Source organism: Thermomonas sp., assembly GCF_046293095.1.
Lineage (GTDB): Bacteria > Pseudomonadota > Gammaproteobacteria > Xanthomonadales > Xanthomonadaceae > Thermomonas.
The window spans coordinates 486,683-508,226 of sequence record NZ_JBKBPN010000001.1; the positions used below are offsets into that span (position 1 = coordinate 486,683).

At 67.1% G+C, this 21,544-nt stretch carries 21 protein-coding genes, 3 tRNA genes and 1 pseudogene; 10 read left to right on the forward strand and 15 right to left on the reverse strand.

What is annotated here, in order from left to right:
* Positions 1-81: 81 nt before the first annotated feature.
* From ACK4SG_RS02390 to ACK4SG_RS02420, 7 genes and pseudogenes are all read left to right on the forward strand, one after another.
* Positions 82-783: pseudogene (locus ACK4SG_RS02390) on the forward strand (SPFH domain-containing protein); the annotation flags it as partial.
* A gap of 112 nt (positions 784-895) precedes the next feature.
* Positions 896-1,075: an Arc family DNA-binding protein gene (locus tag ACK4SG_RS02395; protein WP_409599320.1), complete on the forward strand. Its 180-nt coding sequence runs from the start codon at positions 896-898 to the stop codon at positions 1,073-1,075.
* The gene (locus ACK4SG_RS02400; RefSeq protein ID WP_409599322.1) at positions 1,072-1,242 is read left to right on the forward strand and encodes a DUF4177 domain-containing protein; all 171 of its coding nucleotides are present in this window, start codon (positions 1,072-1,074) and stop codon (positions 1,240-1,242) included. The genes ACK4SG_RS02395 and ACK4SG_RS02400 overlap by 4 nt, the downstream gene beginning before the upstream one ends.
* 14 nt (positions 1,243-1,256) lie before the next feature.
* The gene (locus tag ACK4SG_RS02405) at positions 1,257-2,564 is read left to right on the forward strand and encodes an alpha/beta fold hydrolase (RefSeq protein ID WP_409599324.1); all 1,308 of its coding nucleotides are present in this window, start codon (positions 1,257-1,259) and stop codon (positions 2,562-2,564) included.
* A gap of 2 nt (positions 2,565-2,566) precedes the next feature.
* The gene (locus ACK4SG_RS02410; protein WP_409599326.1) at positions 2,567-3,112 is read left to right on the forward strand and encodes a PH domain-containing protein; all 546 of its coding nucleotides are present in this window, start codon (positions 2,567-2,569) and stop codon (positions 3,110-3,112) included.
* A 40-nt stretch (positions 3,113-3,152) separates the two neighbouring features.
* Entirely contained in the window at positions 3,153-3,959 is an 807-nt protein-coding gene (locus ACK4SG_RS02415) for a M15 family metallopeptidase (RefSeq protein WP_409599713.1), read from the forward strand.
* Positions 3,956-5,011 (forward strand): acyltransferase family protein, encoded by a 1,056-nt coding sequence (locus ACK4SG_RS02420; protein WP_409599328.1) that lies wholly within the window; start codon positions 3,956-3,958, stop codon positions 5,009-5,011. Before ACK4SG_RS02415 ends, ACK4SG_RS02420 begins: the two co-directional genes overlap by 4 nt.
* Positions 5,012-5,060: 49 nt before the next feature.
* On the opposite strand, the gene rfbD is transcribed toward ACK4SG_RS02420, so the two are convergent.
* From rfbD to uvrB, 15 genes are all read right to left on the reverse strand, one after another.
* The gene (rfbD, locus tag ACK4SG_RS02425; RefSeq protein WP_409599330.1) at positions 5,061-5,969 is read right to left on the reverse strand and encodes a dTDP-4-dehydrorhamnose reductase; all 909 of its coding nucleotides are present in this window, start codon (positions 5,967-5,969) and stop codon (positions 5,061-5,063) included.
* Positions 5,966-6,526, reverse strand: a complete 561-nt coding sequence (gene rfbC / locus ACK4SG_RS02430; RefSeq protein ID WP_409599332.1) for a dTDP-4-dehydrorhamnose 3,5-epimerase — start codon at positions 6,524-6,526, stop codon at positions 5,966-5,968. The genes rfbD and rfbC overlap by 4 nt, the downstream gene beginning before the upstream one ends.
* Complete coding sequence (gene rfbA, locus ACK4SG_RS02435) at positions 6,523-7,437, reverse strand: glucose-1-phosphate thymidylyltransferase RfbA (RefSeq protein WP_409599334.1); 915 nt, start codon at positions 7,435-7,437, stop codon at positions 6,523-6,525. Before rfbA ends, rfbC begins: the two co-directional genes overlap by 4 nt.
* Positions 7,434-8,489: a dTDP-glucose 4,6-dehydratase gene (gene rfbB / locus ACK4SG_RS02440; protein ID WP_409599336.1), complete on the reverse strand. Its 1,056-nt coding sequence runs from the start codon at positions 8,487-8,489 to the stop codon at positions 7,434-7,436. The genes rfbA and rfbB overlap by 4 nt, the downstream gene beginning before the upstream one ends.
* A 117-nt stretch (positions 8,490-8,606) precedes the next feature.
* Positions 8,607-8,683, reverse strand: a tRNA-Pro gene (locus ACK4SG_RS02445).
* Between the two features lie 51 nt (positions 8,684-8,734).
* Positions 8,735-9,091 carry a MerR family transcriptional regulator gene (locus ACK4SG_RS02450; protein WP_374558357.1) on the reverse strand — a complete coding sequence of 119 codons (357 nt, stop codon included), beginning with the start codon at positions 9,089-9,091 and terminating at the stop codon, positions 8,735-8,737.
* Positions 9,084-9,386 (reverse strand): integration host factor subunit alpha, encoded by a 303-nt coding sequence (locus ACK4SG_RS02455; RefSeq protein ID WP_409599338.1) that lies wholly within the window; start codon positions 9,384-9,386, stop codon positions 9,084-9,086. Before ACK4SG_RS02455 ends, ACK4SG_RS02450 begins: the two co-directional genes overlap by 8 nt.
* 12 nt (positions 9,387-9,398) lie before the next feature.
* A complete protein-coding gene (gene pheT, locus ACK4SG_RS02460; protein WP_409599340.1) occupies positions 9,399-11,771 on the reverse strand; it encodes a phenylalanine--tRNA ligase subunit beta in 2,373 nt (790 codons plus the stop codon).
* A 10-nt stretch (positions 11,772-11,781) separates the two neighbouring features.
* Positions 11,782-12,792: a phenylalanine--tRNA ligase subunit alpha gene (pheS, locus tag ACK4SG_RS02465; protein WP_409599342.1), complete on the reverse strand. Its 1,011-nt coding sequence runs from the start codon at positions 12,790-12,792 to the stop codon at positions 11,782-11,784.
* A gap of 146 nt (positions 12,793-12,938) precedes the next feature.
* Positions 12,939-13,298: a 50S ribosomal protein L20 gene (rplT, locus tag ACK4SG_RS02470; RefSeq protein ID WP_409599344.1), complete on the reverse strand. Its 360-nt coding sequence runs from the start codon at positions 13,296-13,298 to the stop codon at positions 12,939-12,941.
* Positions 13,299-13,309: 11 nt separating this feature from the next.
* Positions 13,310-13,507 carry a 50S ribosomal protein L35 gene (rpmI, locus tag ACK4SG_RS02475; RefSeq protein WP_027083463.1) on the reverse strand — a complete coding sequence of 66 codons (198 nt, stop codon included), beginning with the start codon at positions 13,505-13,507 and terminating at the stop codon, positions 13,310-13,312.
* A 276-nt stretch (positions 13,508-13,783) separates the two neighbouring features.
* Positions 13,784-14,308 carry a translation initiation factor IF-3 gene (gene infC / locus ACK4SG_RS02480; RefSeq protein WP_409599715.1) on the reverse strand — a complete coding sequence of 175 codons (525 nt, stop codon included), beginning with the start codon at positions 14,306-14,308 and terminating at the stop codon, positions 13,784-13,786.
* A 95-nt stretch (positions 14,309-14,403) separates the two neighbouring features.
* Positions 14,404-16,305, reverse strand: coding sequence for a threonine--tRNA ligase (gene thrS, locus ACK4SG_RS02485; protein WP_409599348.1), 1,902 nt, complete (start codon positions 16,303-16,305; stop codon positions 14,404-14,406).
* Between the two features lie 229 nt (positions 16,306-16,534).
* Positions 16,535-16,609, reverse strand: a tRNA-Val gene (locus tag ACK4SG_RS02490).
* 61 nt (positions 16,610-16,670) lie between these two features.
* Positions 16,671-18,719, reverse strand: coding sequence for an excinuclease ABC subunit UvrB (gene uvrB / locus ACK4SG_RS02495; protein ID WP_409599350.1), 2,049 nt, complete (start codon positions 18,717-18,719; stop codon positions 16,671-16,673).
* 174 nt (positions 18,720-18,893) lie between these two features.
* On the opposite strand from uvrB, the gene ACK4SG_RS02500 reads away from it, so the two are divergent.
* The 3 genes from ACK4SG_RS02500 (at position 18,894) to ACK4SG_RS02510 (ending at position 21,521) form a co-directional block, all read left to right on the forward strand.
* Entirely contained in the window at positions 18,894-19,424 is a 531-nt protein-coding gene (locus ACK4SG_RS02500) for a GspH/FimT family pseudopilin (protein WP_409599352.1), read from the forward strand.
* A 72-nt stretch (positions 19,425-19,496) separates the two neighbouring features.
* Positions 19,497-19,573, forward strand: a tRNA-Asn gene (locus ACK4SG_RS02505).
* Positions 19,574-20,033: 460 nt separating this feature from the next.
* Positions 20,034-21,521, forward strand: coding sequence for a GGDEF domain-containing protein (locus ACK4SG_RS02510; RefSeq protein WP_409599354.1), 1,488 nt, complete (start codon positions 20,034-20,036; stop codon positions 21,519-21,521).
* The last annotated feature ends 23 nt before the right edge of the window (positions 21,522-21,544 follow it).

A 21,544-nucleotide genomic window follows, 5' to 3' on the forward strand; every position in this document is an offset into this window, starting at 1 on the left:
CTGTTCATCCAGGCCGCCCGCATCGGCGATATCGGCCTCATCGCCGTCGCCTCCACCATCGGGGTGCTGGCACTGCTGGCCCTGATCGGCCTGTACAACGTCGAGCCCAACCAGGCCGCCGTGCTGAGCCTGTTCGGCAAGTACGTGGGCACGGTGAAGGAGGCCGGCCTGCGCTGGAACAACCCCTTCTACGCGAAGAAGAAAGTCTCCCTGCGCGTGCGCAACTTCGAATCCGGCAAGCTCAAGGTCAACGAGCTGGACGGCAGCCCGATCGAAATCGCCGCGGTGATCGTCTGGCAGGTGGTCGATGCCTCGGAGGCGGTCTACAACGTGGACGACTACGAAAGCTTCGTGCACATCCAGTCCGAATCCGCGCTGCGGACGATGGCCACCAGCTACCCCTACGACCAGCACGAGGACGGCCAGATCGCGCTACGCAGCCACGCCACGGAAGTCTCGCAGCACCTGCGCGATGAACTGGCCGAGCGCCTGGCCGATGCCGGCGTGCAGGTGCTGGACGCGCGCATCAGCCACCTCGCCTACGCCCCGGAGATCGCCCAGGCGATGCTGCAACGCCAGCAGGCCAACGCCATCATTGCCGCCCGCACCCGCATCGTCGCCGGTGCGGTGGGCATGGTGGAGATGGCGCTGGCCGAACTGCAGAAGAACGGCGTGGTCGAGCTGGATGAGGAGCGCAAGGCGCAGATGGTCAGCAACCTGCTGGTCGTGCTGTGCGGCGAGCGCGCCACCCAGCCGATCGTCAATGCCGGCACGCTGTACTGAGGCGGGGGGACGCTCCATGAGCATGACAACCGCAGGCGCCGTGGTGGTCGCGATCGTCCTGGTGGTGGCCATCGCCGCGCGACGCCACCGCACGCCCCGCGACTGAACCGCCATGTCCGAGAAAAAGGCCTATCCGCTGCGCATCAACGCCGAGGTCCTGGCGGCCGTGCAGCGCTGGGCCGATGACGAGCTGCGCAGCCTCAACGCACAGATCGAATACGTGCTGCGCGACGCCCTGCGCAAGGCCGGGCGGCTGCCCGGACCCAAGACGAAACAGGAAGATGACGCATGAGCCAACGCTGGCTTTACAAGGTGGTCGTGTTGAAACCGCAGTTCCTCGGGCTGAAGCCCGAGACCATCGAAAGCACGCTGGCCTCGTTGGGCCAGCAGGGCTGGGAGCTGGTGTCCGTGACGCATGTGGGCATGAACGTGCACCTGTACCTGAAGAAGGAAGCCTGACCATGCGCCCTGCCATGCTGTCCCTGCTGCTTGCCTCGTCGCTGGCGTTGTCCACCGGGTCGAACGCGCAGAGTGCCGATCCGGCCGCCATCGCCAGGCAGGCGCTGGACCTGATGGATGCCGGCGATTACACCCACGTCGAAATGCTGTTTGCGCCGCGCATGGCCGAGGCGGTCCCCGCCGACAAGCTCAAGGCGGTCTGGGAATCCCTGCCCGTGCAGATGGGTAAGGCCACAGGGCGCGGCGACGCCACCACCGCCATGCAGGGCGACAGTGCGGTGGTGCAGGTGCCGCTGCATTTCGAGAAGGCCGAGCTGGTGGCCAAGTTCGCCATCGGCGCCGACGGCAAGATCGCCGGCTTCCTGGTGCAACCCACGCAGGCGGCGCCTGCGCCGGCTCCCGCCGTCGCGGCGGATGCGCCCTACGCCGAGCGCGAGATGGCGATCGGCGACGGCGCCCGCGCACTGCCCGCCACGCTGGCGATGCCCAAGGGCGGCGGCCCCTTCCCCGCCGTGGTACTGGTGCACGGTTCCGGCGCGCACGACCGCGACGAGACCATCGGCCCGAACAAGCCGTTCCTCGACATCGCCCGCGGCCTGGCCGCGCAGGGCATCGCGGTGCTGCGCTACGAAAAGCGTACCAAGGCGCATCCGGAGGAATTCACCCACGGCGCGGCCTTTGGCGTGGACGAGGAAACCACCTTCGATGCCGTGCTGGCGGTGGACGCGCTGCGCAAGACCGAAGGCATCGACCCCAAGCGCGTATTCGTGCTCGGCCACAGCCAGGGCGGCATGATGGCGCCCCGCATCGCCGCCCTGTCGGGCCACGTCCGCGGCCTGGTGCTGCTGGCGGCGCCGGCCCGGCCGCTGCTGGACATCGTGGTGGAGCAGAACCGCCGCCTGGCCGTGCTGGATGACGGCAAGACCAGCGATGCCGAGCGCGACGCCATCAACGCACTCATTGCGCAGGTCAAGGCCACCCGCGATCCGGCCACCGACGCCGCAACCCGGACGGTGATGAACCAGCCGGCCGGCTACTGGCGCAGCATCGACGCGGTGGACCCGGTGGCCGAAGCGCGCCGGGTGGCACTGCCGATGCTGGTGCTGCAGGGCGCGCGTGACATCCAGGTGGTGGACGCCGACTGGCAGGCCTGGCGCGGCGCTTTCCACGCCAACCCGAAGGTGGCGTTCAAGCTCTATGACCGGCTCAACCACCTCGGCATCGCCGGCGACGGCGAGGGATCACTGGCCGAGTACCAGCAGCCGGGCCATGTCGATCCGCAGCTGATCGACGACGTGGCGGGCTGGATCAAGGTGCATTGACGATGAACTCCATCGCTTCCAGGCGCGATTTCCCGCTCGGGCCGTTGGCGCCGTGGACATGGCCCGCCCTGCTCGGGCTGTGGGTCGTCCTGCTGCTGATCGCCTTTCTCGGCGGAACGCACGTGCAATCCCCTGCGAACCCGGTGCCGTGGTGGGTCGTGGTGCTGTTCGCGACGGCGTTGTTGCCGGCTAGTCTGCTGTCCATGCTCGCGCACCGGCAGATCAGCATCGAAGGCGACATGCTGCTGGTCGCCGGGGCGCTGCTGTTCGCGCGCAAGGTACCGATTGGCGATCTGGCGCTCGACAAGGCCAGGATCCTCGACCTCGACGAACACACCGAGTACAAGCCGATGTTGCGGCTGTTCGGCTTCAGCTTTCCGGGACTCACCGTGGGCACCTGCATCCTGCGCAACCGCAGCCGCGCGTTCTGCCTGCTCACTGCGCAGTCCCGGGTCTTGCTGCTGCCACAACGCGACGGCAGATTGATTCTCGTGAGCCCGGAAAAGCCGCACGCGCTGCTGGACGCATTGCGCGACGCTGTCGCCTGACGCCGGGCGGGCAAAGCCCTATCCTGCCGCCATGCGCCTGATGCCCACGCCGCTGAAGACCCACCTGCGCAACACGGCCGAGATCGAACTCTGGCCAGCCGCGCTGTTGCGCGCGCGCGGCAACGCCACCGCCCGCCTGCTCGCACGTGCGCGACGGGTGCTGCGGCGCAAACGCGATGGCCTGTACCTGGCCGCGGAGCTGGCGGACGGCCTGCACCCACTGGTTCCCCGCTTGCAGCACGAACCGGGCCTGGCCGCAGCGCGACGTGCGTTGGCGCTGCCTCCCCCGCCCACAGGCGGCGCGTTCCATCCCATCGTCACGCTGCCGCTGCACCGCCTGCACGAGCGACTGGCCACGCTGGGCCTGGACGCCAACGCATACGCCGCCCGCACCGGCCTGCCGCTGGTCGCGGAACCCGACTGGCTGGCCTTCGCCGGTTTCGACCGCTGGCGCCGCCCGTTGTGGCTGCGCTTTGATGCCGCCCGCGCCTGGCTGCGCCTGCGCGAAGCGGCGCTGACCGACGGCATCGTGCTGGACGCCATCTCCGGCTATCGCAGCCACGACTATCAGCTTGGGATCTTCGAACGGAAGCGGGCACGCGGCCAGACCGTGGAGGAGATTCTCGCGGTCAACGCCGCACCGGGCTTTTCCGAACACCATTCGGGACTGGCACTGGACATCGGCACGCCGGGCGAACCGCCCGCCGAGGAATCGTTCGAGCGCACCCCGGCATTTGCATGGCTTTGCCAGCACGCCGGCAGCTACGGCTTCACGATGAGCTACCCGCGCGACAACCCGCACGGCATCGTGTACGAGCCCTGGCACTGGCGGTTCGATCCCGCATGAGATCCACCACCATCGCCGAGGCCTGGGCCGGCGACCGCAATAACTTCAACCTGATCCGGCTGCTGGCCGCATGGCTGGTGGTATACGGCCATGCTTGGGCGATCACCGGCAGCGCCGGTGGCGACGTGGTGACGTGGCTCACCCGCTTCAAGTTCGCCGGCGGCGTGGCCGTGGATATTTTCTTCGTGGTCAGCGGCTTCCTGATTGCAGCCAGTCTGCAACGCAACTCAATGCGCGCTTACCTGGCGTCCCGCGCACTGCGCATCCTGCCCGCGCTGGCCGTGTGCGTGGCCTTGTGCGTGTTCGTGCTGGGGCCCCTGCTGACGACGTCGCAGGATTATTGGCGCCATGCCGATACCTGGCGCTATCTCTGGACCAACGCCTCGCTGTGGTCGAACGCGTATTTCCTGCCTGGCGTGTTCGAGAACTTGCCCAACCCCGCAGTCAACGGCTCGCTGTGGACATTGCCGATCGAGGCGCGGCTTTACCTGGCCTTACTTGCGGCCGGGGCCTTCGGCCTGCTGGCGCCACGCCGCTACACGCCGCTCTGGGCGCTGGCGCTGGTGGCGGCCTATGCCTACGCACTGTGGCACCACCCACTGCCCGACCACCTGATGAATACGATGTGGTGTGCCGCGTTCTTCATCACCGGCACGATGTTCTGGGTGAATCGCGAACGGATCGGACTCAACGGATGGGGGGTGCTGGCCTTGCTGCTGCTGGCGACGATCACACGCGGGACACCGTGGTTCCACCTGCCCTATTTCGCGCTGATCGGCTACGGCACGCTCTGGCTGGCGCTGGCGGCCCGGCTACCGGTGATCCGCCATACCGATCTTTCCTATGGCATGTACCTGTACGGCTGGCCAGCCGGGCAACTGGTGCAGGCGTATTCACCGGGAAGCGCCCTGCACAACGCATGTTGGACCACCTTGCTGGTTCTTGCCCTTGCAGCGGCATCCTGGTTCCTGATCGAGCGACCGGCGCTCAGGCTGAAGCAGCGGCTCGTCGCGCGCAGGCCGGCGACAGGGGCCGGCATCGGATCGGCGTGAAGCTTCGCAATCGGGGGTTCGCGCGGATCGATCCTGTCCGGCGCGACATTCACCCCGCGGGCATGTCCCTGCTGTCCTGCGCCATGCCATCCAGCGTCGCCCGCAGGCCGTCGCGCCAGTGGGGCGGCACGATGCCGAAATCCCGGTGCAATTTCGTGGTGTCCAGCACTGAATAGGCAGGCCTCCGTGCCGGCGTCGGGTAGTCCACGGTGGCGATGGGCCGCACGCGCGGGCGGCGTGGCAGCAAGCCCGCCACATGCGCTTCGTCCATGATCGCCTCGGCGAATCCATGCCAGCTGGTTTCGCCGGCGGCGACCAGATGCCAAGTCCCGGACGCCGCCAGCCCATGCCGCAGGAGCTGGCCAGTCGCCTCCGCGATCCAAGCGGCGGGCGTCGGCGCGCCAATCTGATCACTGACCACCCGCAGCTCGTCGCGTTCGGCGGCAAGGCGCAGCATCGTGTGCAGGAAATTCCTGCCGTGCGCGGCATAGACCCATGCTGTGCGCAGGATCGCATGGCGCGCACCGCTGGCGCGGATCGCCTGCTCGCCGGCCAGCTTGCTGGCGCCATAAACACCCAGCGGCGCGGTGGCGTCCTCCTCGCGGTACGGCCGCCGACCATGGCCATCGAACACGTAGTCCGTGGAGTAGTGCACCAGCAAGGCCCCTGTCCGGGCACAGATGCGGGCCAACGCCTCCGGCGCTTCCGCGTTCGCCCGGAACGCGGCATCCGGCTCGCCCTCGGCACGGTCCACGGCAGTGTAGGCGGCAGCGTTCACCACCACGTCGGGGGCGATGCGCTGCACCAGCGCCGGCAGTGCTTCCGGCGCGTCGAAATCGGCGGCCACATCGGCTTCGGCACCATTGCGGGTGCCCACGACCACATCACCCAGTACCGGCAGGACGCGACGCAACTCGCGCCCGAGTTGCCCATTGCCCCCCAGCAGCAGCAGTTTCATTCGGCGTACTGCGGCAGACGCTCCGGCGAAATATCCGCCAGCAGCGGCGCAGCCGCATCCTTGGACGACAGCGAGACCTCCGCCAACGGCCAGTCGATCGCAAGCGCTGGATCATCCCAGCGCAGCGAATTGTCACTGGCGCGGTCGTACGGCGCAGTACACAAATAGGTGAACAGCGCCGTCTCGCTGAGTACCAGGAAGCCGTGGGCAAACCCCTCCGGTATCCAGAAATGGCGCTTGTTATCCGCGCTCAGCACCACGGCCGCATGCTGGCCGAAGGTAGGCGAGCCGCGGCGTATATCGACGGCGACATCGTAGACCTCCCCCTCCAGCACGCTGACCAGCTTGCCCTGCGGGTGGTTTGGCCACTGGTAGTGCAACCCGCGCAGCACGCCGCGCTGCGAACGCGAAACATTGTGCTGGACGAACCGGGTGGGCAGCCCGCGCTCTCCGAATCGCTGCGCGTTCCAGCCTTCGTAGAAGAAGCCGCGCTCGTCACCGTGCACCACGGGCTCGATGACCATGCAGCCCGGCAACCGGGTCCCGAGCAGCCTCATGCAACGGGCCCCTGTGCGGCGAGGCGCAGCAGGTACTGGCCATATCCGTTCTTGGCCAGCGGTTCGGCCAGCGCGCGCAGGCGCACAGCGTCGATCCAGCCGTTGAGGAACGCGATCTCCTCGGGGCAGCACACCCGCAGGCCCTGCCGCGCCTCGATGGTCTCGATGAAGGTCGATGCCTCCACCAGCGACTCGTGGGTACCGGTGTCCAGCCACGCGTAGCCACGCCCCATCTTCTCCAAGTGCAGGCTGCCGTCTTCCAGATAGCATTTGTTGAGATCGGTGATTTCCAGCTCGCCGCGCGGCGAAGGCTTGAGCGATGCCGCGAAATCGCTGGCGCGACCATCGTAGAAGTAGAGGCCCGTGACGGCATAGCTGGACTTCGGCTGCGCGGGCTTTTCCTCCAGTCCGACCACCTTGCCGGCCGCATCGAACTCGGCCACGCCGTAGCGCTCGGGATCGCGCACCCAGTAGCCGAACACGGTCGCGCCCTGCTCGCGCGCATCGGCTCGCTGCAGCAACCCGGTCAGACCGTGACCATGGAAGATGTTGTCGCCCAGCACCAGGCAGCTCGGACCGCCGGCCAGGAACTCGCGGCCGATCAGGAAGGCCTGCGCCAACCCGTCGGGGCTGGGCTGCACCGCGTATTCGATGCGCATGCCCCACTGCGCACCGTCGCCGAGCAGGCGCTGGAACAAGGCTTGCTCATGCGGGGTGTTGATGATCAGCACCTCGCGGATGCCCGCCAGCATCAGCACGCTGAGCGGGTAGTAGATCATCGGCTTGTCGTACACCGGCAGCAGCTGCTTGCTGACCGCCTGGGTGATCGGGTACAGCCGGGTGCCGGATCCGCCGGCAAGGATGATTCCCTTCCGGAGCGGGCCTTTGCGGCCACCTGCCAACGGACTCATGCCGCCACCCCGATGCGCTCCAGGCGATAGGACCCGTCCAGTACCCGCCGCACCCAGTCCTGGTTGGCCAGATACCAGTCCACGGTTTCGGCGAGGCCCTGCTCGAAGCTGTACTTCGGCGTCCAGCCCAGCTCATCGCGCAGCTTGCTGGCATCGATGGCATAGCGTCGGTCGTGGCCCGGACGATCCGCCACGAAAGTGATCTGCGATGCGCGCGGCAGGCCGTCCTCGCGCGGCCGGCGCTCATCCAGCAGCGCGCAGATCGCCTTCACGACTTCGATGTTCTGCTTTTCCGCGTTGCCGCCGATGTTGTAGGTCTCACCCACCCGGCCCTTGGCCAGCACGGTGCGGATCGCCTCGCAGTGATCCGCCACGAACAGCCAGTCCCGCACCTGCCTGCCGTCGCCATAGACCGGCAGAGGCTCGCCGGCCAGGGCCTTGGCGATCACCAGCGGGATGAGCTTCTCGGGGAAATGGTACGGCCCGTAATTGTTGCTGCAGTTGGTCGTGAGCGTGGGCAATCCGTAGGTGTGGTGAAAGGCGCGCACTAGGTGGTCGGACGCGGCCTTGGACGCCGAATACGGCGAATTGGGCGCATACGGCGTCGTCTCGGTGAACTTGCCGGTTTCACCCAGCGAGCCGTACACCTCGTCGGTGGAGACATGCAGGAAGCGGAAAGCATCCTTTTCCGCACCGGCGAGCCCCTTCCAGTAATCGCGTGCCGCCTCCAGCAGGGCCAGCGTACCGACCACATTGGTCTGGATGAATGCTGCAGGCCCGTCGATGGAGCGATCCACGTGGCTCTCGGCGGCGAAGTTCACCACCGCGTCCGGCCGATGTTCGGCCAGAAGCCGGGCGACCAGATCGCGATCACCGATGTCGCCATGCACGAAGACGTGGTCCGGATGACCGTCCAGTGAGGCCAGCGTGTCGCGATTGCCCGCGTAGGTCAGTGCATCCAGATTCACTACCCGGATACCGCGTGCCACCGCCTCCAGCACGAAATTGCCGCCAATGAAGCCGGCGCCGCCGGTGACCAGCCATGTCGTCATGCCAGAACAGCCTCCATCCCTGTGATGCGCTGCTTTTAGTATCGCCCAAATGCAAAAACCCCGCCTGAAAGGCGGGGCTTTGCGAGACGTCCGCGAGAGGATTAGCGGAACGGAAGTTGGTCGGGGTAGCCGGATTTGAACCGACGACCACTTGTCCCCCAGACAAGTGCGCTACCAGGCTGCGCTATACCCCGTAAGATTGGCCGCGCAGTATACCCGAGTGAACGGGCTGCGGCGAGGCCGGGTCAACGCCGCAGGATCTGCAGCACCTCTTCCAGCTCGGCACGGACTTGGCGGACGATCTGGTTGCTGAGGGCCGACTCCTGCTTCGCCCCCTCGCCTTCCAGCCGCAGGCGGGCGCCGCCAATGGTGTAGCCCTGTTCGTACAGCAGGCTGCGGATCTGTCGCACCATCAGCACGTCGTGGCGCTGGTAGTAGCGGCGGTTGCCGCGGCGCTTGGATGGCTCGAGGCTGGGGAACTCGGTTTCCCAGTAACGCAGCACATGCGGCTTGACGTCACACAGCTCGCTGACTTCCCCAATGGTGAAGTAGCGCTTGGCGGGGATCGGCGGGAGTTCGCGATTGCTGCCGGGATCAAGCATGGGCGACCCCAGCGAAGGCTTCCACCCGCTCCTTCAGCTTCTGGCCGGGCCGGAAGGTGACCACGGTACGCGCGGAGATCGGGATCTCCTCGCCGGTCTTGGGGTTGCGGCCCGGGCGCGGGTTCTTGCGGCGCAGGTCGAAGTTGCCGAACCCCGACAGCTTGATCTGCCGGCCCTGCTCCAGCGCCTCGCGCAGCGCATCGAAGAACGCGTCCACGAATTCCTTCGCTTCACGCTTGTTGAGGCCGACTTCCTCGTAGAGCTTCTCGGCCATTTCCGCCTTGGTCAATGCCATCGCCGTCCCCTGTCAGCGCCTGATCACCGCACCGTGCTGCTGGCCCAGCGCGGCGATCACATCCGCCACCACGGCATCCACATCACGGTCGGTCAGCGTGCGGGATTCATCCTGCAAAATCAAGCCCATAGCCAGACTCTTGAATCCCGATTCGACGCCCTTGCCGGCATAGCGGTCGAACAGCACCAGATCGCGCAGTGACGCGCCTGCGGTCGCCTCCACGGTCGCCCGCAGCGCCCCCCACGTCACCGATTCCGGCACGACGAACGCAAGATCCCGGCGGACGGACGGATATTTGGACAACGCCCTGGCGCGCGGCAGCGTGCGCGCCAGCAGTGGCTCCAACGCCAATTCGAAGGCCAGCACATCCACATCCAGCCCCAACACCTGCTGCAGGCGCGGATGCAACTGGCCGATCCAGCCAATGGCAAGGCCATCGCGATAAATATCGGCGGAGCGGCCCGGATGCGCGAACGGCTGGGCCGAGGCGCGGAACGCCAGCGTCGCGCCCGACAGCGCGGCAAGGCTTTCCAGATCGCCCTTGATGTCGTGGAAATCAACCGCACGTGCAGACACGCCCCACTGCTCCGCATGCGCATCCCCACAGGCGACTGCGGCGATGCGCAGCGTTTCCGCCGGCGCCTCACCGTTGACGTCGGCAAAGGTCTTGCCGAGTTCGAACAAGCGCACGCGCGACTGCTGGCGCGCCACGTTGCGGGCCAGTGCATCCACCAGCCCGGGCAGCAGGCGGGTACGCATCACGCCCAGCTCCGCGCTGAGCGGATTGGCCAGCGCCACCGCGCCAGCGCCCAACTGCCACGCCTCCAGCAGACCGGCATCGAGGAAGGCGTAGTTGATGGCTTCCAGGAACTCGCGGGCTACCAGCTGGCGGCGCACGTCGTGCTCGCTGGCCCGGGTTTCGGTTGGATTCACCAGCCGCGTCGCGCCACCCGGCAGCGTGGCCGGGATGGCGTCGTAGCCATGGATGCGGGCGACCTCTTCGACCAGGTCTTCCTCGATGGCAAGGTCGAAGCGGCGCGCCGGCGGCGTCACACGCCAGCCGTCGCCCGTCGCCTCCACCACAAGGCCCAGCGCCGACAGGATGCGGGCCACCTCGGCATCGTCGACCTGCGCGCCCAGCACGCGCGCCAGCCGGGCGCGGCGCAGCAGGATCGGCTGCGGCTGCGGCAGGTGCTCCGGCAACGCCGCCTCGACCACCGGGCCGGGCGCGCCGCCGGCGATATCCAGGATCAACCGGGTGGCGTACTCGATGGCGATGCGCGGCAGCGCCGGATCGACGCCACGCTCGAAACGGTGGCCGGCATCGGTGTGCAGGCCCAGCTTGCGGCTGCGCCCGATGATCGCCGCCGGCGCGAAATGGGCGGCTTCCAGGAAGACATTGCGGGTGGCCTTGCCGACTTTGGTGTCCTCGCCGCCCATGATGCCCGCCAGGCCCACCGCGCGATCGGCGTCGGTGATGACCAGGAACTGCGGATCCAGGGTGGCGTCGTCGCCGTTGAGCAGGCGCAAGGTCTCGCCGGCACGCGCCAGGCGCACGCCGATCGGGCCCTGCAACAAGTCGCGGTCGTACGCATGCATCGGCTGGCCCAGCTCCAGCATCACGTACTGGGTGACGTCGACCAGGAAGCTGACCGGGCGCACGCCGCTGCGGCGCAGGCGCTCGGCCATCCAGACCGGCGTTGGCACGGAGGCATCCACGCCGGTGACGACGCGGCCGACGAATCGCGGCGCCGCGGCGCCTGCGGCCAGCGCGACCGGCAGCACCGCGTCGTGTGCGGGCGGCACGGGATCGGCGTTCAAGGGTTCGACGGCAGAACCGGTGGCGGCCGCCACGTCGAACGCGATGCCACGCACGCTGAAGCAGTCGGCGCGATTCGGGGTCAGCTTCAGCTCGATGCTGGCATCCGGCAGGCCAAGGAAATCGGCCAGTGGCGCACCCACCGGCGCATCGGCCGGCAGTTCCAGCAGGCCCGACGCGTCCGCGTCGATGCCGAGCTCCTTCGCCGAGCACAGCATGCCGTTGGACGCGACGCCGCGCAGCTTGGCGGCCTTGATGGTCAGCTCGCCCACGCGGGTGCCGATTGTCGCCAGCGGCGCGACCAAGCCCGGACGTGCGTTCGGCGCACCGCAGACGATTTGCAACAGCTCGCCGGTTCCGGCATCCACCTGGCAGACCTGCAGGCGATCGGCTTCCGGATGCTTCGCGCACTCGACGATGCGGGCCACGACCACACCCTCCAGCGATGCGCCCAGCACGGCCATGTCCTCGACCTCGAGGCCGATTGCGGTGAGCGTGGCGGCGAGCTGCTCGCGCGTCGCAGCGGTCTTGACGTGCTGGCGCAGCCAGTTTTCGGAGAACTTCATGGCGGCGGCCTCAGGCGAATTGCTTCAGGAAACGCACGTCGTTCTCGAAGAACGCGCGCAGGTCGTCCACGCCGTAGCGCAGCATCGCGAATCGCTCGACGCCAAGGCCGAAGGCGAAGCCCGTGTACCTCTCCGGATCGATACCCACGCTCTTGAGCACGTTCGGATGCACCATGCCGCAGCCCAGCACCTCCAGCCAACGGGTGCTGCCATCCGCCTGCTGCCAGGCGATGTCCACCTCCGCCGAGGGCTCGGTGAAGGGGAAGTAGCTTGGGCGGAAGCGCATTTCGAAATCGCGCTCGAAGAACGCCCGCACGAATTCCACCAGCGTGCCCTTGAGATCCGCGAAGCTGGCGTGCTCGTCCACCAGCAGCCCTTCCACCTGGTGGAACATCGGGGTGTGGGTCTGGTCGGAGTCGCTGCGATAGACCTTGCCGGCCGCGATCATGCGCAGCGGCGGCGTACCGCCGGCGCGCAGCAGGTCCTGCATGTAACGCACCTGCACGCCCGAGGTATGGGTGCGCAGCAGGCGCCCGTCCGGGAAATAGAAGGTGTCGTGCATGGCGCGCGCCGGGTGGTGCGGCGGAAAGTTCAGCGCCTCGAAGTTGTGCCAGTCGTCCTCGATCTCCGGGCCGTCGGCGAGTTCGTAGCCCAGGCGCCCGAAGATGCCAGTGATACGCTCCAGCGTGCGGCTGACCGGATGCACGCCGCCGCGCACGCCATTGCGCCCCGGCAACGTCACATCGATGGTTTCGTTGGCCAGACGGGCGTCCAGCACGGCATCGTCCAACGCCGCCTTGCGTGATGCCAGCGCCGCGGCAATGGCATCGCGTGCGCGGTTGATCGCCTCGCCAGCGGCTTTGCGCTGCTCGCCCGGCAGTGCGCCAAGCGACTTCAACTGCGCGGTGATGCTGCCGCTCTTGCCGAGCAGGCCCACACGCAGGGCCTCCAGCGCGTCGGGCGTGGTAGCAGCGGCGATGTCGGCCAGCGCCTGCGTGGAGAGGGATTCGATTTCGCTCATCTGGTTTCCGGCCCCTGGGGACGCCACGTGAAAAGCGCGCCCCTGTAAACGAACGTGGGGAAGGACTTGCGCCCTTCCCCACGTCTTGGCGGCTTGCGCCGCCGGTCTTCACCGCCCTGGGGCGGGTTTGCGTGTGGATCGACGGCTTACGCCGCCAAAGCGCCCTTGGCCTTTTCGGTCAGGGCCGCAAACCCCGCCGCATCGTGCACGGCGATATCGGCCAGCACCTTGCGGTCCAGAGTGATGCCGGCCTTCTGCAGGCCGTTCATGAAGCGGCTGTAGCTCATGCCGTTGGCGCGGGCGGCAGCGTTGATGCGCGCGATCCACAGGGTGCGGAACTGGCGCTTCTTCTGCTTGCGTCCGATATAGGCGTACTGCAGGGCCTTGGTGACCGCCTGCTTGGCGACGCGGAAGACCTTGCGGCGGGCGTTGTAGTAGCCCTTCGCGGCCTTGATGACCTTCTTGTGGCGCGCGCGCGCCGTAACACCACGTTTGACTCGTGCCATGTCCTATCTCCTCACAAATACGGCAGCATGCGGTCCAGACGGCCCGCGTCCTCGGCACGAACGTGGTTCGTCTGCCGCAGGTTGCGCTTCCGCTTGGTCGCCTTCTTGGTGAGGATGTGGCTCTTGTTGGCGTGGCCGCACTTGTACTTGCCGGAAGCAGTCTTCCGGAAGCGCTTGGCCGCCGCCCGATTGGTCTTGATCTTGGGCATTGGGAATCCTTGCGAAATCGAGAACTGGCCGAGGCGGCGGCGTTGCCACGGGGGCGCTGCCACGCTTTCCATCCTGCCTTGCCGGTGGGTAGGCCCGGATTCCACGGGGAATCGGGCGGGTCCTGGGTGCCGCGAAACAACATGCCCGGCGAACCGGGCCGCGCATTATGGCGGACCGGCGCCGGATTTGCAATCTTGTCCTTGGGGAAATCAGGGCATTGCGAGCACACCGCGGCTTCCGGCGACCGCCGGGACCGGCAGCCGCGCAGCCCGGACCTACTTCTTCTTCGGCGCGATCATCATCACCATCTGCCGGCCTTCCAGGCGGGGGCGGGACTCGATGACGATGTCCTCGCCCAGGTCGGCCTCGATCCGCGCCGCCATCTCGCGGCCCAGCTCCTGGTGGCTCATCTCGCGGCCACGGAAGCGGATGTTGACCTTGATCTTGTCGCCGTCGGCCAGGAACTCGCGCATCTTGCGCAGCTTGATCTGGTAGTCGCCTTCGTCGGTGACCGGACGGAACTTGACTTCCTTGATCTCGACCTGCTTGGTCTTCTTCTTGGCCTCGTTGGCCTTCTTCTGCATTTCGAACTTGAACTTGCCGAAGTCCATGATCTTGCAGACCGGCGGATCCGCGTTGGGCTGGATCTCGACGAGGTCGAGCTCCTCCTCCTCGGCCATGCGCAGAGCCTCGTCGCGCGAAAGCACGCCGATCATCTCGCCGTCACTGCCGATGACACGCACCCGCGGCACGCGGATTTCCTGGTTACGACGATTCTGCTTGTTGTCAGGGGTACTGATTGTGGCTGTCTCCAAGGATTGGCCCCTGCGGGCCGGTTCGCCAACCGGCGATGTCGCTGGCAGGCGGCTTTGCAGGGCGGGATTGGCGCGGCCCGTCAGCGGGCGCTTTCCTCGCACAAACGCGCGGCAAAAGCGTCAACGGACATGCTGCCAAGGTCTTCCCCACCCCGCGTACGCACGGACAGCTGGCCGTTTTCCTTCTCGCGGTCCCCGACCACCAGCAGGTACGGCACGCGCTGCAGCGTGTGCTCGCGGATTTTATAGCCGATTTTTTCGTTCCGCAAATCGGAAACCACCCGGAATCCTTGATTCGCAAGGGTTTTCCGTGCCGCCTCGACGGCATCGGCCTGGGCATCGGTGATGTTCATCACCACCGCCTGCACCGGCGCCAGCCAAGCCGGGAACTGGCCGGCATGGTGCTCGATCAGGATGCCGATGAAACGCTCCATCGAGCCCACGATGGCGCGATGCAACATCACCGGATGCCGGCGCTGGCTGTGCTCATCCACGTATTCCGCGCCCAGCCGGCCCGGCATCATGAAATCCACCTGCATGGTGCCGAGCTGCCAGGTGCGGCCGATGGCGTCCTTGAGGTGGTACTCGATCTTGGGGCCGTAGAAGGCACCCTCGCCCGGCAGCTCCTGCCACTCCACGCCCGAAGCCCGCAGCGCGCTGCGCAGGGCGTCCTCGGCCTTGTCCCAGGTGGCGTCGTCGCCAAGGCGGGAATCAGGACGCAGGGCGATCTTGATCTGGATGTCGCTGAAGCCGAAGTCCGAATAGACCTTCAGGGCCTGCTCGTGGAAGGCGCGCACCTCGGATTCCACCTGGTTCTCGGTGCAGAAGATGTGGCCATCGTCCTGGGTGAAGCCGCGCACGCGCAGGATGCCGTGCAGTGCCCCGGACGGCTCGTTGCGGTGGCAGGCGCCAAACTCGCCGTAGCGGATCGGCAGGTCGCGGTAGCTGTGCAGGCCCTGGTTGAACACCTGCACGTGGCCCGGGCAGTTCATAGGCTTCACCGCATACGTCCGTTTCTCGGACTCGGTGAAGAACATGTTGTCCTTGTAGTTGTCCCAGTGTCCGGACTTCTTCCACAGCTCCACGTCGAGGATCTGCGGGCAACGCACCTCACCGTAGCCGGTGTCGCGGTAGACCTTGCGCATGTACTGCTCGACGGTCTGCCAGATGCTCCAGCCCTTGGGGTGCCAGAACACCAGGCCCGGCCCCTCTTCCTGCAGGTGGAACAGATCCTGCGCTTTGGCGATCTTGCGATGGTCGCGCTTCTCGGCCTCTTCCAGCTGGTGCAGGTAGGCCTTGAGGTCCTTGTCGTTCAGCCAGGCGGTGCCGTAGATGCGGCTGAGCATCTGGTTGTTGTGGTCGCCGCGCCAGTACGCGCCGGCCACCTTCATCAGCTTGAACGCGCGCAGCTTGTCGGTGGATGGCACGTGTGGGCCGCGGCAGAGGTCGGTGAACTCGCCCTGGGTATAGAGCGACAGCTCCTCGTCGGCCGGGATCGACGCGATGATCTCGGCCTTGTAGGCCTCGCCCATGCCCTTGAAGAAGGCAATCGCGTCGTCGCGGGACTTCACGCTGCGGCTGACCGGCAGCGCCTCCTTGACGATTTTCTGCATCTCCGCCTCGATGGCCGGCAGGTCCTCGGGGGTGAACGGGCGCTCGTAGGCGAAGTCGTAATAGAAGCCGTTGTCGATCACCGGACCGATGGTGACCTGCGCCCCCGGAAACAGGCGCTGCACGGCCTGCGCCAGCAGGTGCGCGGTGGAGTGGCGGAGGATATCGAGTGCCTCCGGCGACTTGTCGGTGATGATGGCCAGCTGGGCATCCCGGTCGATGACGTGGCTGGCATCCACCAGACGGCCGTCAACCTTGCCGGCCAGGGTAGCCTTGGCCAGGCCGGCACCGATGGAGGCGGCGACGTCCTGCACGGACACGGGGGCATCGAACTGGCGCTGGGAGCCGTCGGGGAGCGTGATCGAAATCATGGGAGGGGCTCTTTAGGGAAAATCCGGCCGGGAGGCGGCGGGCGGTTGTTCAGGAACGAACTGGAACCACGAAAAAAGGCGCCGAGGCGCCTTTCGATTATCCACAAGGAAGGAAATACGAATGCGTCGGCAGGAATCAGCGGTAGGCGCCGGTAGTGTCCATGTCGCACGCTCGGCCGGCGTTTCCGCGGGCCACCTGTCTTTGGAATGCGTTACCACGCAATGCGCGTGGTGGGCGGTACAGGGTTCGAACCTGTGACCCCTACCATGTCAAGGTAGTGCTCTACCGCTGAGCTAACCGCCCGAAGGGGCGCGAATTGTAGCCTGACGCCGGGCACGGAAACAAGCGCCCTCCCCTTTTCACCCTACAGCGCCGCCTCGCGCAGCCTGCGCAGCTGGTCGCGGACGCGGGCGGCCTCCTCGAACTCCAGGTCGCGGGCGTGCTGGTGCATCTTCTGCTCGAGCTCCTTGAGCCGCGCGGCCTGCTGGACCGGACTCATGCGCAGGAACTCCTGCGCCGGCTCGGCGACGCGCTTGGCCTTGCCGCGCCCCTTCAGCTCGCCCGGCTCGGCCCGCGCGCCTTCCATCACATCGCGCACCGCACGCTGGACGGACTGCGGGGTGATGCCATGCTCGGCGTTGTAGTGCAGCTGGCGGTTGCGGCGGCGGTCGGTCTCGTCCAGCGCGGCGCGCATCGAGTTGGTGACCCGGTCGGCGTAGAGGATCGCCTTGCCACGCAGATTGCGGGCGGCGCGGCCAATGGTCTGGATCAGCGAGCCGGTGCTGCGCAGGAAGCCTTCCTTGTCGGCATCGAGGATGGCCACCAGTGACACTTCCGGCATGTCCAAACCCTCGCGCAGCAGGTTGATGCCCACCAGCACGTCGAACACACCCAGCCGCAGGTCGCGGATGATCTCCACCCGTTCCACCGTGTCCACGTCGGAATGCAGGTAGCGCACTTTCACCCCGTGCTCGGAGAGGTAATCGGTCAGGTTCTCGGCCATCCGCTTGGTGAGCGTCGTGACCAGCACGCGATCGCCCATCGCCACCCGCTCGCGGATTTCGCCCAGCAGATCATCCACCTGGGTCGCCACCGGCCGGATCTCGACTTCCGGATCGACCAGCCCGGTCGGCCGCACCACCAGCTCGACGATGGCATCACCGGCGGTGCGCAGTTCGTAGGGGCCGGGCGTGGCCGAAACATACACGCTGCGCGGGGCGCGGGCTTCCCATTCCTCGAAGCGCAGCGGCCGGTTGTCCAACGCCGACGGCAGGCGGAAGCCGAACTCGACCAGGGTCTCCTTGCGCGAGCGGTCGCCCTTGAACATGGCGCCGATCTGCGGGATGGTCACGTGCGATTCGTCCACCACCAGCAGTGCATCCGGCGGCAGGTAATCAAACAGGGTCGGCGGCGGCTCGCCAGGCGCGCGCCCGGTCAGGTGCCGTGAGTAGTTCTCGATGCCATTGCAGTAGCCGACTTCGGCCATCATCTCCAGGTCGAACTGGGTGCGCTGCTGCAGCCGCTGGGCTTCCACCAGCTTGTTCTGCGCATACAGCTGCTCCAGCCGCTCGCGCAGCTCGGCCTTGATCGTATCCACCGCGCTCAGGGTGCGCTCGCGCGGGGTGGCGTAGTGGGTCTTGGGATAGACGACGTAACGCGGCAGCCGGCGCAGGATCTGGCCCGTGAGGGGGTCGAACATCGACAGCTGCTCGATCTCGCCATCGAACAGCTCGATGCGCAGCGCCTCCAGGTCGGATTCGGCGGGGAACACGTCCACCGTCTCGCCGCGCACGCGAAAGGTGCCGCGGTCCAGCGCCATCTCGTTGCGCGAGTACTGCAGCGTGGTCAGGTGGCGCAGCAGCTCGCGCTGGTCGATGCGTTCGCCACGCGACAGGATCAGCCGCATCGCCAGATAGTCCTCAGGCGCGCCCAGACCGTAGATCGCCGACACCGACGCCACCACGATGGTGTCGCGCCGCGACAGCAGCGCCTTGGTCGCCGCCAGCCGCATCTGCTCGATGTGGTCGTTGATCGCACTGTCCTTTTCGATGTAGGTGTCGCTGGACGGGACGTAGGCTTCCGGCTGGTAGTAGTCGTAGTAGCTGACGAAGTACTCCACCGCGTTGTGCGGAAAGAACGCCTTGAACTCGCCGTACAGCTGCGCTGCCAGCGTCTTGTTGGGCGCCATCACCAGGGTCGGCTTCTGCACCCGCTGAACCAGATTGGCGATGGTGTAGGTCTTGCCGGAACCGGTCACGCCCAACAGCACCTGCTTGGCCAGCCCGCTTTCGAACCCGGTGACGAGTTTTTCAATGGCCCCTGGTTGGTCGCCCGCAGGCTGGTAGGGCGCGACCAGCTGGAACCCCGCGGAGGCGGTCGTGAGGTCAAGGTCGGACGGAACGGGCTGGCTCATCGGCAGGCAAGGCAACGGGCAACCTTCGAGTTTACGCCCCGGACGTGAGCGAAGCCTGCACGGCGATTTCCGTCACCCGGCGGGGGCTTTTCCGACTCCCGGCCCCGCCTTCCGCCGATGCCGCCCCTGCCAGCGCCCCGGCAACCTGCCTCCAAGCCACCGGGAACACGTGCCATGCCCCATCGCGACGCAGGCTTCACCCTGATCGAATTGGTCACCACGACGGCCATTCTGGCGCTGCTGGCAAGCGCCGCCCTGTCACCGATGGCGGCGCTCATCGAGCGTCAGCGCGCCTCTTCGGCGACGTCATCGCTGGTCGCCCACATGCAGCTGGCCCGCCTCGCAGCGATCGAACGCAACCGGCGCACCGTGCTGTGCCCAAGCAGCGACGGCGCCACCTGCGCTACCGGCAACGACTGGAGCCAAGGCTGGCTGCTGTTCGTGGACGAAGACGGCAACCGGCGGCCGGACGCCAAGGACGACATCTTGCGCGTGGACCTTGCTTCCCCCCGCTCCCACCTCCGCATCGCCAGCAGCGCAGGGCGGCAGCAGCTGCGCTACCTGCCCGACGGCACCAGCGCCGGGGCCAACCTGACCCTGTCCATCTGCAGCGAGGCAGGTGCCCTGCTGGCCAGGGTCATCGTCAACAACGCCGGCCGCCCGCGCAGCGAGCGCCCCACGGCGCCGGCGCCGTGCCCCGCGTGAACACGCGCCCCCGGAAATTTTCGCGGCAGGTGCTTGCCCTGCCGGAAACAGCCGCATACAATGCGCGGCCTCGCCCGAATAGCTCAGCCGGTTAGAGCACTTGACTGTTAATCAGGGGGTCGTTGGTTCGAGTCCAACTTCGGGCGCCAGTACAACACAAAGTAGCTTTAAAGCAGGCCTCGCAGCGATGCGGGGCCTGCGTTTTTTTTGGCTCTTCACCCAAGCCCGGGGAAGGCAGCGCGGATCTTGAGGAAGAAGTTAAGGCTCCGCAACGCGGCCAGCGCCTCCCTTCACCCCAGCTGCGCCCCCGCAGGTGGATTCAAAACAGGGGGCCGGGTCTGGCAAGGGGCGCCGCTCGGTACCCGCTGCGGGCTGCGTCGGGCGCCGGTCAGGCGTCGCCTGGCCAAGCACCGTGCGCACTGCCGGCTGCGCTGCTGTAGCCGGCTGTTGCCCGACCTGGGCCGCCGCCCGCTTCCTGCGGCGTCAGCCCCTTGCGCTTGGCCTTCATGAAAGCACTCCCCCAGCGCGTCTCCTGCGCTTGCGCCGGTGGTTGAGCACAAATCCCCGCCAACACGCATACTAGGGCCACTGGACATCCCTCCCGGCGCGATGCGAACGGAACTCGAAGCCACCTTGCTGCATTGCCGCAACCTGCCTTCGCCGCCGGGCGTTGCCCTGCAGATCATCGCGCTTGCGCAGGACCCCACCGCGACCCTGAACGCGGCTGCACAAACGATCGGGGTTGATCCCGCGCTCAGCGCGCGCCTGCTGCGGGTCGCCAACTCCCCCCTCTACGCCACCCGCCGCCGCGCTGAAACGCTGCCGCAGGCAATGGCCATGCTGGGCCTGAATGCAGCCTTGAGCCTGGCGCTTGGATTTTCTCTCGTACACGGCCTGCGCGGCGGCAACGGCACCGCAGAGCAGCAGGAACAGATCTGGCGGCGCAGCGTTCTTGCGGCGATGGCCGCCCGCCTGCTGGGCCAGCAGACCAACCTCAAGCGCGGCGAGATGTTGATGCTGGCCGGGTTGCTGCAGGACATTGGCCGGCTGGCCCTGCTGAAGGCGATGCCGGAGACCTACGCAGCCCTGTGCGCCGAAGCCGCCGACAACGACGCGCTGCTGACGCTGGAGCGGGCGCACTTCGATGCCGACCATGCTGAAGTTGGCGCCTGGCTGGCCCGTCGCTGGCAGTTGCCCGACTACCTGGTGGATGCCATCGCCCAGAGCGAGTCGGAGCCGGCGCAAGAGCCTTTCCTGCGCTGCATCCAGGGGTCCGGCGCGGTGGCAGACCTGTGGCTGGCCGCCGCAGGGCCCAGCCCCGATGCGCGCCAACAGGCCCTCTCCCGGGTGATGACCCTCACCGGCCACGATCGCGAAGCGCTGGACGAGCTGCTTTCGCTGATGTCCGCGGCCATGCAGGAGATCAGCGCCCTCTTCGAGGTGCGGATCGAGCACCCGGCGCATCTTGATGCGATCGCGGACGAGGCGCGCGAGCTGCTGATCCTGCGCAACCTGCGGCAGATCCAGGACGCCGCGCAATCGCAGCAGGAAACCCGCGCCACCGAAGAGCGTATGCGCCAGCTGACCGAGCAGGCCCGTCGCGATCCGCTGACCGGGGTCTACAACCGCCTGCACATGGAAGAGGTGCTGCAACGGGAATTCGCGTCGGCGGGCATGCATCCGCTCACCATCGCACTGATCGACCTGGACGATTTCAAGCGGATCAACGACCGCTACGGCCACCTGGTGGGCGACCAGGTGTTGCGTCAATTCGCCCTCACGGTGCAGCGCGCACTGCGCAGTACCGACCTCATCGCGCGCTATGGCGGCGAGGAATTCCTGCTGGTGCTGCACTATTCCAGCGAGGCATCCGCCCGGCAGGTATTGCAGCGGCTGCTGGAGCAGGTGTCGAAGACGCCGATGGCGGTCGTGGACGGCGAGCCCATCTTCACCACCTTCTCCGCCGGCATCGCCACCCATGGCGGCAACGCCGAGGAACGCTTCCAGAGCGTGCACGACCTGCTGAAGGCCGCCGACGATGTTCTGTACGGCGCCAAGCGCGAAGGCCGCAACCGGGTCCTGCTGCACGGCGACTGAGTGAGCGCCTGCCCCCGCCTGCC